This window comes from Pseudomonas sp. IT-P176, assembly GCF_949767245.1.
GTDB lineage: Bacteria > Pseudomonadota > Gammaproteobacteria > Pseudomonadales > Pseudomonadaceae > Aquipseudomonas.
On the sequence record NZ_CATKPN010000068.1, the window covers coordinates 308,598 to 319,959 of the forward strand.

Annotated in this window: 11 protein-coding genes; 4 read left to right on the plus strand and 7 right to left on the minus strand. The window is 61.0% G+C overall.

Annotated features, from left to right (window positions below):
* The first annotated feature begins 34 nt into the window (after positions 1-34).
* A complete protein-coding gene (locus tag ACM6IP_RS20605) occupies positions 35-1,843 on the plus strand; it encodes a cation:proton antiporter (protein ID WP_414862181.1) in 1,809 nt (602 codons plus the stop codon).
* Between the two features lie 73 nt (positions 1,844-1,916).
* Here ACM6IP_RS20605 and rplS read toward each other — a convergent pair whose 3' ends face one another.
* From rplS to ffh, 5 genes are all read right to left on the minus strand, one after another.
* Entirely contained in the window at positions 1,917-2,267 is a 351-nt protein-coding gene (gene rplS / locus ACM6IP_RS20610; protein ID WP_003175895.1) for a 50S ribosomal protein L19, read from the minus strand.
* A 45-nt stretch (positions 2,268-2,312) separates the two neighbouring features.
* Positions 2,313-3,086 (minus strand): tRNA (guanosine(37)-N1)-methyltransferase TrmD, encoded by a 774-nt coding sequence (trmD, locus tag ACM6IP_RS20615; RefSeq protein ID WP_174244565.1) that lies wholly within the window; start codon positions 3,084-3,086, stop codon positions 2,313-2,315.
* Positions 3,068-3,604, minus strand: a complete 537-nt coding sequence (gene rimM / locus ACM6IP_RS20620; RefSeq protein ID WP_095166646.1) for a ribosome maturation factor RimM — start codon at positions 3,602-3,604, stop codon at positions 3,068-3,070. Before rimM ends, trmD begins: the two co-directional genes overlap by 19 nt.
* Before the next feature lie 5 nt (positions 3,605-3,609).
* Complete coding sequence (gene rpsP, locus ACM6IP_RS20625) at positions 3,610-3,861, minus strand: 30S ribosomal protein S16 (RefSeq protein WP_003198088.1); 252 nt, start codon at positions 3,859-3,861, stop codon at positions 3,610-3,612.
* A gap of 249 nt (positions 3,862-4,110) precedes the next feature.
* Positions 4,111-5,487 carry a signal recognition particle protein gene (ffh, locus tag ACM6IP_RS20630; RefSeq protein ID WP_095166644.1) on the minus strand — a complete coding sequence of 459 codons (1,377 nt, stop codon included), beginning with the start codon at positions 5,485-5,487 and terminating at the stop codon, positions 4,111-4,113.
* Between the two features lie 208 nt (positions 5,488-5,695).
* Here ffh and ACM6IP_RS20635 point away from each other — a divergent pair, with 208 nt between their 5' ends.
* From ACM6IP_RS20635 to ACM6IP_RS20645, 3 genes are all read left to right on the plus strand, one after another.
* Positions 5,696-6,508 carry an inner membrane protein YpjD gene (locus tag ACM6IP_RS20635; protein WP_095166642.1) on the plus strand — a complete coding sequence of 271 codons (813 nt, stop codon included), beginning with the start codon at positions 5,696-5,698 and terminating at the stop codon, positions 6,506-6,508.
* 12 nt (positions 6,509-6,520) lie between these two features.
* The gene (locus ACM6IP_RS20640; protein ID WP_414862182.1) at positions 6,521-7,762 is read left to right on the plus strand and encodes a transporter associated domain-containing protein; all 1,242 of its coding nucleotides are present in this window, start codon (positions 6,521-6,523) and stop codon (positions 7,760-7,762) included.
* Between the two features lie 234 nt (positions 7,763-7,996).
* Entirely contained in the window at positions 7,997-9,313 is a 1,317-nt protein-coding gene (locus ACM6IP_RS20645) for an MFS transporter (RefSeq protein WP_095166640.1), read from the plus strand.
* A gap of 113 nt (positions 9,314-9,426) precedes the next feature.
* Here the strand turns inward: ACM6IP_RS20645 and purT are convergent, their stop codons facing one another.
* Both purT and ACM6IP_RS20655 read right to left on the minus strand, forming a co-directional pair.
* The gene (gene purT / locus ACM6IP_RS20650; protein WP_320333720.1) at positions 9,427-10,608 is read right to left on the minus strand and encodes a formate-dependent phosphoribosylglycinamide formyltransferase; all 1,182 of its coding nucleotides are present in this window, start codon (positions 10,606-10,608) and stop codon (positions 9,427-9,429) included.
* 101 nt (positions 10,609-10,709) lie between these two features.
* On the minus strand, positions 10,710-11,177 hold the full coding sequence (locus tag ACM6IP_RS20655; protein ID WP_095166637.1) for a VUT family protein: 468 nt from the start codon (positions 11,175-11,177) through the stop codon (positions 10,710-10,712).
* Positions 11,178-11,362 lie beyond the last annotated feature (185 nt).

Consider the following 11,362-nt stretch of genomic DNA (forward strand, 5'->3'; position numbering starts at 1 on the left):
CATAGCCAGCTATTTCAAGGAACAGGGAGCATCAATGAACGAGCAGCAAATTCTTTTGGCCTTCGGTGGCATTGGTGCAGCGGCGTTAGGCTGCCAATGGCTGGCCTGGCGCCTGAAACTACCGGCGATTCTGTTTCTGCTGTTGACCGGGATTGTGGTGGGACCGGTATTGGGCTGGCTCGACCCACAGGAAATGTTCGGCCCGCTGCTGATGCCCCTAGTGTCGCTGGCCGTGGCGCTGATCCTGTTTGAAGGCAGCCTGACCTTGCACCTGTCCGAATGGCGCGAGATCGGCAGCGTAGTGCATCGGCTGGTGACCATCGGCGCCTTGGCAACCTGGGTGGTGATCGCGGTGGCCACCCACTGGCTGCTGGGTTTCGACTGGCTGCTGGCGATCCTGTTTGGCAGCCTGACCCTGGTTACGGGCCCTACGGTCATTGTGCCGATGCTGCGGGTGGTGCGCCCGAAGGCCTCGATCGCCAACATCCTGCGCTGGGAAGGTATCGTCATTGACCCAATTGGCGCGTTGCTCGCAGTGGTGGTCTATAGCTTCATCATCGCCAGCGCCGAAGGCCACGGCATCAAGCACAGCTTGCTGACATTCGCTGGGGTGATCCTGTGCGGCAGCTTGTTCGGCATCGGCGGTGGCTGGGCCCTCGGCACCCTGATTCGGCGCCAATGGCTGCCGGAATACCTGCACAACCTGGCGTCGCTGGCCGCCGTACTGGCGATCTTCATCGCCGCCAACGAGGTGATGCACGAGTCCGGACTGCTGGCGGTGACCCTGATGGGGATGTGGCTGGCCAACATGAAGGGCGTGGATGTGCGGCACATCCTGCACTTCAAGGAAAACCTCAGCGTGCTGCTGATCTCCGGCCTGTTCATTCTGCTGGCGGCCCGACTGGACTTGAACGCGATGATCGCCCTCGGGCCGCTGGTCCTGCTGCTATTACTGGTAATCCAGTTCATCGCGCGGCCGCTGAACGTGGTGCTCTCGACCTTGGGCTCCACCCTCAACTGGCGCGAGCGCGCCCTGCTGGCCTGGATCGCGCCACGGGGCATCGTCGCGGCGGCAGTGTCGGCAATCTTTGCGATCCGCCTGCATGAGGCCGGTCATCAAGGTGCACTGCTGCTGGTACCCCTGACGTTTGCGGTGATCATCGGCACGGTGGTGTTGCAAAGCGCCACTGCCCGCCCCCTGGCGCGCCTGCTGAAAGTTGCCGAACCCGCCCCCAGCGGGTTTCTCATCGTTGGCGCCAATGGCCCTTCTCGGGCGCTGGGCAAGGCCCTGCAGCAACTGGGAAGCCGTGTGCTGCTGACCGACTCGAGCTGGGAAAACATTCGTGCAGCCCGCATGGAGGGGCTGCCCACCTACTTCGGCAACCCGGCCTCGCAGCACGCGGATGCGCACCTGGACCTGGTCGGCCTCGGCCACCTGCTGGCGCTCTCCCCTTCGGGAGAACTCAATACCCTGGCAACCATGCGCTTTCGCCATGAGTTCGGGCAGCAGCGCATGTTCGCCCTGGCCAGCGGCCAGGAAAGCCGGCGCACCGACAAGCACCGCGCCAGCCACGAGCACCGTGGGCAACTGCTGGGCAGCCAGGTCCTGACCTACACCAAGCTGGCCAGCCTGCTCAGCCAGGGCGCCGAACTCTATACCACCCACTTGACCGACGGTTTTGCCTGGGAGGACTATCAGGCCCTGCACGGCGATCGTGCGACCCTGCTGTTTGCCCAGGACCCCACCGGCTGGGTCTACGTGCTGACACCCGACAGCGTGATCAAACCCGCCGCCGGCTGGACCCTGGTGGCGCTGATCCAGCCAGAGGCCAATGGCGCCTGACCAGCGCCAGAGGTAAACTGCGGGCACAAAAAAGCAGCCCGTAGGCTGCTTTTTTCTGCATCGGAAGCTGGACTTAAGCCAGTTTTTCCTTGATGCGAGCTGCTTTACCCGACAGGTCACGCAGGTAGTACAGCTTGGCTTTACGTACGTCACCGCGACGCTTGACAGCCATGCTGTCGATTTGCGGGCTGTAGGTCTGGAAAGTACGCTCTACGCCAACACCGTTGGAGATCTTACGTACGGTGAAAGCACTGTTTACGCCGCGGTTACGCTTGGCGATTACAACACCTTCGAACGCTTGCAGACGCGAACGGTCGCCTTCCTTCACTTTCACCTGAACGACAATGGTGTCGCCCGGGGCAAAGGTAGGGATCTCTTTGGTCATCTGCTCTGCTTCGAGTGCAAGGATGATTTTGTTAGTCATGCTGTGCTCCTAAGGTAAGTCATCGGACCTACCATCGATACGTTGTTAACTATCGTCCCGCTCGCGGATGTATTCCTCGAGCAGCTTCTTCTCTTCTCCAGAAAGCGAGCGGCTTTCCAGAAGATCGGCGCGTCGTTCAAAGGTCCTACCAAGGGACTGCTGTAAACGCCAACGCCGGATATGCGCGTGATTGCCACTTAGCAACACGTCGGGAACACGCTGATCCGCATACACCTCCGGTCGGGTGTAGTGCGGGCAATCCAGCAGACCATCCGTAAAGGAATCTTCCTCGGCGGAGTCCGCATGCCCTAAAGCTCCAGGCAGCAGTCGTGTAACCGCGTCAATCAGGACCATCGCCGGCAGCTCGCCGCCAGACAGTACATAGTCACCAATCGACCACTCTTCATCGACATGAGCTTCAATAAATCGCTCGTCAATGCCTTCATAGCGACCGGCAATCAGGATTAATGCTTCCTCATTCGCCAACTCGCGTACCGCCGACTGAGTCAGTTGACGGCCTTGGGGCGACAGGTAAATGACCTTCGCCGCCTCCCCGGCTGCTGCCTTGGCCTGAACCAGAGCATCTTCCAGGGGCTTGATCTTCATCACCATGCCCGGGCCACCGCCAAATGGGCGATCGTCCACAGTGTGATGTCGATCCGTCGTGTAGTCTCGCGGATTCCAACAGGTCAGCTGCAAGAGCCCCTGTTTCACCGCCCGACTGGTGATGCCGTACTCGCTGATGGCGGAGAACATCTCGGGAAACAAACTGATCACTTCTACGCGCAAGTTAGCCACGCTTAGAAGTCCGCATCCCATTCCACCTTCATCTCGCCTGCTGCCAGGTCGACTGCCAACACACATTGCTCCGTATAGGGCAACAGGCGTTCGCGATCATCCAGGCTGCCAGCGCAAGGCTTGACCACCATTACATCATTGGCGCCGGTTTCCAGAAGATGATCGATCTTCCCGAGCAATTGCCCGAGTTGGTCAATGACCTTCAGACCTTCGAGCTGGTACCAGTAGTACTCGCCGTCGGTCAGTTCAGGGAACAGGTTGCGCGGCACGCAGATCTCGTAACCGGCCAGAAGACGCGCTTCTTCACGATCATCAAGACCCTTGAGCTTTGCGACCAGGAACTTGTCGTTCCCACGTCCGCTGACCAGCTCAACCTGCTTTACGCTGCCTTCGCGCTTGAGCGTCCAGGTTTTGTACTGCAAGAGGTTTTCAGTCGGATCAGTAAAGGAATACACCTTCACTTCGCCGCGAACGCCATGAACAGAATAAATTTTGCCGATAACGATCAAATCATCAGCATTGGCTGGCGTCGCGTTCATATTGCTCAGGCCGCAGCCTTAGCAGATTCCTTCAGCAACTGAGCAACGCGCTCAGAAGGTTGTGCACCAACGCTCAGCCAGTAGGCTACGCGCTCTTGGTTCACGGACAGACGGACTTCTTGACCACGAGCAACAGGGTTGAAGAAACCAACCTGTTCTTTGTGCGAACCGTCGCGCGGGTTGCGGCTGTCGGTTACGGTCAAGTGGTAGAACGGGCGCTTTTTGGAGCCGCCAAGGGCAAGACGGATTGTTAGCATGTGAACATAGTTCCTGTAGTCGGTGCTGCAAATCTAAATGCACAGCGGGCATAGGTGCCCGAAAGGCCGCATATTCTAAGGAATATCCGGACTTTTGCAAATGTCTTTTTCTGGCGCCTATCGGCGTGCCATCCAGATTTGCGGTAGAGCCGTTGTCTCCAACGGCGAGTCAGCGCCCGCCAAGGCGGGCTACTGCTGGCCCCACGTCCATGTGGGGGCCGCGCCGACAAGACTGTCGGCGCGAATTCTTTACATTTTTGGCATGCCGCCGCCGGGCAACATACCGCCCATGCCGCGCATCATTTTGGCCATACCGCCTTTGGCGGAGAATTTCTTCATCATCTTCTGCATCTGCTTGTGCTGCTTGATCAAGCGGCCGATGTCCTGCACCTGGGTGCCGGAACCCATGGCAATCCGACGCTTGCGCGAACCGCTGATCAGCTCAGGGTCGCGGCGCTCGGCCGGGGTCATGGAGTTGATGATGGCTTCCATCTGCTTGAACTGTTTCTCTGCCGCGCCCTGGGCATTGCCCATTTGCGCCAGGTTGACACCGCCGATGTTCGGCAGCTTGTCCATCAAGCCGCCGAGGCCGCCCATGTTTTTCATCTGTTGCAGCTGATCGCGGAAGTCTTCGAGGTCGAAGCCTTTGCCCTTCTTCAGCTTTTTCGCCAGCTTGTCGGCCTTGTCCTTGTCGAGGGTCTGTTCAGCCTGCTCGATCAGACTGAGCACGTCACCCATGCCGAGGATGCGCGAAGCGATACGCTCGGGATGGAACGGCTCCAGGGCTTCAGTCTTCTCGCCCATACCGATGAACTTGATCGGCTTGCCGGTGATGGAGCGAACCGACAACGCGGCACCGCCACGGGCATCACCGTCGACCTTGGTCAGGATCACCCCGGTCAGCGGCAGCGCATCGCCAAAGGCCTTGGCCGTGTTGGCGGCGTCCTGGCCGGTCATGGCGTCGACCACGAACAGGGTCTCGACCGGCTTGATCGCGGCATGCAGGGCCTTGATCTCGCCCATCATCTCTTCGTCGATGTGCAGGCGACCGGCGGTATCGACGATGACTACGTCGATGAATTTCAGGCGTGCTTCTTTAATGGCGGCTTCGGCGATATCGACCGGCTTCTGGCTCAGGTCGGACGGGAAGAACGTCACGCCAATGTCGTTGGCCAGGGTTTCCAGCTGTTTAATCGCCGCCGGACGGTAGACGTCCGCGGACACCACCATCACCGACTTCTTCTTGCGCTCCTTGAGGAAGCGCGCCAGCTTGCCAGCAGTGGTGGTTTTACCGGCACCCTGCAGACCGGCCATCAGGATCACGGCTGGCGGCACGGCACTCAGGTTCAGATCTTCGTTGGCCTCGCCCATCAGGCTTTCAAGTTCGGCCTGGACGATCTTCACGAACGCCTGGCCCGGCGTCAGGCTGCGCGACACCTCGGTGCCGACAGCGCGCTCCTTGACCGAATTGACGAAGTCCTTGACCACCGGCAGGGCGACGTCGGCTTCGAGCAACGCCATGCGCACTTCACGCAGGGTGTCTTTGATATTGTCTTCAGTCAGCTTGGCTTTGCCGGTGACATGGCGCAGCGTCTGCGAGAGACGGTCGGTTAAGTTTTCAAACATGCGCGATCCTTTCAGGCCCTATGGAGACCGAGGTAATGGCGGCCCAGACCGTGAAAAACATGTGCTCGGCGAGCCTGCGGCGTGGGCAGGTCGCGGATTATAGCGAAGACTGCGTCTGGCGCACACCCGCCGTCTGGTTGTGCGGTCTTTCATGCGACAAGGGTTGTATGCCAAACTCATTCTCTTTCGGGCTTGCCTAACAGGATTTATGCTCCCCTTGTCACCCAGTTTGCTCACGACACTCGCCGCCGCCTGCTTATACGCCGCTGCGACTTTCTACCAAGGCTCTCGCCTGGCCACAGGCGCCAAGGTGAACAAACGCCTGCTGGTCATGCTCGGCATCCTCGCCGTCCTGGCCCACAGCGCGAGCCTGTTCACCCACTTGGTGACGCCGATCGGCCTGGGCCTGGATTTTTTCAGCGCCGCCAGCCTGATTGCCGCCGCAGTGATTGCCCTGACCCTGCTGGCGTGCTCACGCATTCCGGTGGAAAACCTGCTGTTGCTGTTGTTCCCACTGGGACTGGCCACGGTGCTGCTGGCGCAGTTCGCGCCGTCGGGCACGGTGCAGGTAATCGACGAGGAGCCCGGGATTCTCGCCCATATCTTGCTGTCGATCCTGGCCTACGGCATGTTCACCATCGCCGTGTTCCAGGCGCTGCTGGTGCTGGTGCAAGACTATCAACTCAAGCACAAGCACCCCTCAGGGCTGATCAAGAACTTCCCGCCGCTGCAAACTATGGAGAGCCTGCTGTTCGGTTTCCTCTGGGCCGGCTGGACCCTGCTGTCGCTGTCACTGATCTCCGGCTGGCTGTTCGTCGAGAACCTGTTTGCCCAGCACCTGGTGCACAAGACCCTGCTGGCGTGCCTGGCCTGGATCGTCTTCAGCGTGTTGCTGTGGGGCCGCAATCGCCTCGGCTGGCGCGGACACAAGGCCATTCGCTGGACCCTGGCCGGCTTCTGCCTGCTGATGCTGGCCTATTTCGGCAGCAAGCTGGTCCGCGAATTCATCCTGCACATCTGACGGGCATTCGTTATGGATAACCTGCCCATAGGGCCATTGCTCGCCGTGCTGGCCCTGCTGATCCTCTGGTCGGGCCTGTTTACCGCCATCGAAGCGGCGCAACAGCAACTGCTGGCTCAACGCACCGCCTCACGGGCGAACGACAAGCCGGTGGCCAGGCTCAACTTCCAGCTCAGCAGCCTGATTCTGTGCAATACCTTGTGCCGGGCACTGGTGGTGGTCATCAGCACCCTGCTGGCGGTATTCGGTTGGGCCGACAACGGCCCCTGGCTCGCCTGCCTGAGCGCCACGGCGGCCTTGCTGATATTCGCCGATTACCTGCCGCGCACCCTCGCCAGTCGTTATCCGGATACCATCCTGGCGCTGGGCAACACCCTGCTCGGCGTGCCATTGAAGATCCTCTACCCGCTCGCCTGGCTGCTCAGCAGCATCAGCCTGCTGCTGCTCAGGCCCCTGGCACGCAAACCCAAGGTGGTGCAACAGAGCGAAGACGAGCCACAGCCCACTCCGATAAACGACAACGAGCACGAACATGCCGCCTGTCGCCCCCACGCCCTGGCCGGCATTCATGCGCTGGACAACATCACCGTCAACGACATCCTGGTGCCACGCAGCGAAGTGGACGGGATCAACCTCGACGATCCGCTCGAAGACATCATCGAACAGCTGCGCGCCACCAAACGCACGCGCCTGCCGGTGTTCCACAGCGATATCAACCAGGTCGAGGCGGTACTCAACACCCGGCAGGTCCGCCACTTGCTGCCCGATGCCAGCCTGACCAAAGAGGCCTTGCTGGCGGCCTGCCACGAACCGTACTTCGTGCCGGAAAGCACCCCACTGCAACTGCAGCTGCTGAATTTCCACAAACAGCAGCGGCGCCTGGGCATGGTGGTCGACGAATACGGCGAAGTGCAGGGCATCGTGACCCTGGAAGACATCCTCGAGGAAATCGTCGGCGAGTTCGAAAGCCAGCACAGCCTCGACAACCCGCACATTCACCCGCAAGCCGATGGACGGCTGGTGATCGACGGCGCAGCGTCCATCCGCGAACTGAACAAGACCCTGGGCTGGCACCTGCCCAGCGACGGCCCGAAAACCCTCAACGGCCTGGTGACCGAGGCGCTGGAAACCATTCCGGACTGCCCGGTGTGCCTGAAAATCGGCCGCTATCGGTTGGAGATCCTCGCAACCGAGGAAAACCGCGTCAGCCAGGTGCTGATCTGGCACACCACGTCCGTGCCTGCAATTGGCTGAAAGAGCACTGCACAGCCTCTTGTTGAATCGTTAGCCCCCTTCCTATAATCACAACGCTTACCCAAGCCCCGCCGCAGACCGTGCTACCCGCACCCAGTGTCTTGCGGCCAGTTGCACGACTCTGCGGCGAACGCTCCTACCTGGAGCGCCCTCCGCGCCCCACCCCAACATCCCTGGGTGCTTCAACCATAATAATTCGCTCCTCGCGAGCACATGACTGTCAGGGATAACCGCATGACGACGAGCACCACTTACGGCGAAGCCACACCTGCCCAACCGACTAACTCCGCCACCCGAGTGGCCACCGCGAGTTTTATCGGCACGGCCATCGAGTTCTACGACTTTTATGTCTACGCCACTGCCGCGGCACTGGTGATCGGCCCGGTATTTTTCCCCCAGACTTCCGGCACCGCGCAAATGCTGTCGGCCTTCCTGACCTTCGGCATCGCCTTTCTGGCCCGGCCGTTGGGTTCGGCGCTATTCGGCCACTTCGGTGATCGTATCGGGCGCAAATCGACCCTGGTCGCCTCGCTGCTGCTGATGGGCGTCTGCACCACCTTGATCGGCGTACTCCCGGGTTACGACAGCATTGGCGCCTGGGCGCCGATCCTCCTGTGCGTGCTGCGCTTCGGCCAGGGCCTGGGGCTGGGCGGGGAATGGGGTGGCGCTGCCTTGCTGGCCACGGAAAACGCGCCACCGGGCAAACGCGCCTGGTTCGGCATGTTCCCGCAACTGGGTCCTTCGATCGGCTTCCTGGCCGCCAATGGCCTTTTCCTGACCCTGGCCATGACCCTGGACGATGAACAGTTCCGTTCCTGGGGCTGGCGCATTCCGTTCCTGCTCAGCGCCGCACTGGTGATGGTGGGTCTGTATGTGCGCCTCAAGCTGCACGAAACCCCGGTGTTCGCCAACGCCATGGCACGCCAGGAACGGGTGAAGATCCCACTGGTCGAGCTGTTCAGCCAATATTGGGCACCGATGTTGCTGGGCGCAGGCTCGATGGTGGTGTGCTACGCACTGTTCTACATTTCCACCGTGTTCTCCCTGAGCTACGGGGTTTCGACCCTGGGCTACAGCCGCGAAACCTTCCTCGGCCTGCTGTGCTTCGCGGTGCTGTTCATGGCCGCCGCCACCCCACTGTCGGCCTGGGCCAGCGACCGTTACGGACGCAAGCCGGTGCTGATCGTCGGTGGCGTGCTGGCGATTCTGTCGGGGTTCCTGATGGAGCCGCTGCTGACCCAGGGTTCGACCTGGGGCGTGGCGCTGTTCCTGTGCATCGAACTGTTCCTGATGGGCGTGACGTTTGCGCCGATGGGCGCGCTGTTGCCGGAACTGTTTCCGACACACGTGCGCTACACCGGCGCATCGGCAGCCTACAACCTGGGCGGCATTGTCGGAGCCTCGGCGGCGCCGTTCTTTGCGCAGAAACTGGTGGCGATGGGCGGTTTGAGTTATGTCGGCGGGTATGTGTCGGGGGCAGCGGTGCTCAGCTTGATTGCCGTGCTGTGCCTGAAGGAAACGCGTAACAACGATTTGAATCGGGTGGCCTGATAAGACGCCATCGCGGGCAAGCCCGCTCCCACAGGGTTTCTGGTGTACACAAAATTTGTGATCAGCCGAACATCCTGTGGGAGCGGGCTTGCCCGCGATAGCCGCGCTGCAGTTTAGAGTTCTACCACTACAGCCTGAGAAGCGCGGGTTGCTTTAGCCCGGGCCAATTCAATCGACTCATCGCGCGCCAGCGCCACACCCATGCGACGCTGGCCGTTCACCTCTGGCTTGCCGAACAAGCGCAACGCAGTATCCGGTTCGCTCAAGGCAGCCCCCAGGTTGGCAAACGCAGTCTGGGTCGACTGCCCTTCCACCAGAATCACCGCCGAAGCCGAAGGACCGAACTGACGGATCAATGGGATCGGCAGGCCGAGAATTGCCCGGGCGTGCAGCGCGAACTGCGACAGGTCCTGGGAAATCAGAGTCACCAGGCCGGTGTCATGGGGACGCGGCGAGACTTCGCTGAACCACACCTGATCACCCTTGATGAACAGCTCGACGCCAAACAGACCACGCCCACCCAGGGCCTCGGTCACGGCCTTGGCTACCCGCTCGGATTCTGCCAGGGCAATCGGGCTCATGGCTTGTGGCTGCCAGGACTCCTGGTAATCGCCCTTCTCCTGACGGTGACCGACGGGGGCACAGAAAGTGGTGCCGCCAACGTGGCGCACGGTCAGCAGGGTGATTTCGTAGTCGAAGTCGATGAAGCCCTCGACAATCACCCGGCCTTTACCGGCACGCCCGCCCTCCTGCGCGTAGTCCCAGGCGCTCTGCACGTCATCGGCACTGCGCAGCAAGCTCTGGCCCTTGCCCGAGGAACTCATCACCGGCTTGACCACACAAGGGAAGCCCAGGTCCTCGACCGCCTTGCGATAGTCTTCGACGGTATCGGCGAAGTGGTACGGGGAAGTTGGCAGGTCGAGCTCTTCGGCGGCCAGGCGACGGATGCCTTCGCGGTTCATGGTCAGTTGCGCGGCACGGGCGGTAGGGATCACGGTGAAGCCTTCGGCCTCCAACTCCACCAGGGTAGCGGTGGCGATGGCTTCGATTTCCGGCACGATGAAGTGCGGCTTCTCGGCTTCGATCACTGCCCGCAGCGCGGCACCGTCGAGCATGTTGATCACGTGGCTGCGGTGCGCCACCTGCATCGCTGGCGCGTCGGCGTAACGATCCACGGCAATCACTTCAACGCCCAGGCGTTGCAGCTCGATCACCACCTCCTTGCCCAACTCACCACAGCCACACAGCAATACGCGGGTCGCGGTTGGCGACAATGGAGTTCCGATACGAGTCATCTGAAGTTCCTCAAAGGAGCGGATCATCGAGGGATATGGCGCAGCGCGCACTTCCCATGGGGAGAAAGCGCGGCATTTTACATGAACCAGCGGCTTTGGCCTTAGCTGACGATCGCCTGTTTGCGCAGGCGCCAGGCCATGATCAGCCACACGGCCGTCACGCCGGCGAACTTAGAGCCCAGGGCGGTGAGCAGCACGCCGGGAGTCAGGGCGTCGATCATACCGAAGAAAATGAAGGTATCCAGGGGAATGCTCAGCGCCGAACTGATCCACAACCGGTCGTGCAAGGGCCGCTTGGTGATGCTGAACACCAGCCAATCGATGCACTCCGACACTGCAAACGCAGTGGCGCTGGCCAGGGCAATGGAAGGATCGGATGTCAGGTACGACAACACCAGCGCCGCCAGCATGGCAATGATCGCGCCATGGCCGAAGCGGATCTGCACCATGTCGCGCAGCACGAACACCAGCCCACCCCAGGCCGACCAGATGATGTCCAGGTGTGGTGCAGTGGAAAAGGCGTAGTTGATCAGCACGACGCTGCTGATGTAGGCGATCAGGAAGAGCATGGGGCGCGGGGATACCTGGCAGTTTGGCGCATAGGGTACTGCAGCGGCGCGAAGCCGCCAAATCCCAATGCAGCTGTCTGCTGTCTGCTATCGGTAGGAGCAAGGCTTGCCCGCGATGGGCATAGGTATCTACACAGCTGTGGTGCTACGTTACACCTGTGGGCCGACCGGGGTGTTGGATTAGA

Bases quoted from the DNA above. Each gene is read 5' to 3' on its own strand.
- ACM6IP_RS20605 (WP_414862181.1), top strand. From the start codon at position 35: ATGAACGAGCAGCAAATTCTTTTGGCCTTCGGTGGCATTGGTGCAGCG.
- rplS (WP_003175895.1), bottom strand. From the start codon at position 2,267: ATGACTAACAAAATCATCCTTGCACTCGAAGCAGAGCAGATGACCAAA.
- trmD (WP_174244565.1), bottom strand. From the start codon at position 3,086: ATGGGATGCGGACTTCTAAGCGTGGCTAACTTGCGCGTAGAAGTGATC.
- rimM (WP_095166646.1), bottom strand. From the start codon at position 3,604: ATGAACGCGACGCCAGCCAATGCTGATGATTTGATCGTTATCGGCAAA.
- rpsP (WP_003198088.1), bottom strand. From the start codon at position 3,861: ATGCTAACAATCCGTCTTGCCCTTGGCGGCTCCAAAAAGCGCCCGTTC.
- ffh (WP_095166644.1), bottom strand. From the start codon at position 5,487: ATGTTTGAAAACTTAACCGACCGTCTCTCGCAGACGCTGCGCCATGTC.
- ACM6IP_RS20635 (WP_095166642.1), top strand. From the start codon at position 5,696: ATGCTCCCCTTGTCACCCAGTTTGCTCACGACACTCGCCGCCGCCTGC.
- ACM6IP_RS20640 (WP_414862182.1), top strand. From the start codon at position 6,521: ATGGATAACCTGCCCATAGGGCCATTGCTCGCCGTGCTGGCCCTGCTG.
- ACM6IP_RS20645 (WP_095166640.1), top strand. From the start codon at position 7,997: ATGACGACGAGCACCACTTACGGCGAAGCCACACCTGCCCAACCGACT.
- purT (WP_320333720.1), bottom strand. From the start codon at position 10,608: ATGACTCGTATCGGAACTCCATTGTCGCCAACCGCGACCCGCGTATTG.
- ACM6IP_RS20655 (WP_095166637.1), bottom strand. From the start codon at position 11,177: ATGCTCTTCCTGATCGCCTACATCAGCAGCGTCGTGCTGATCAACTAC.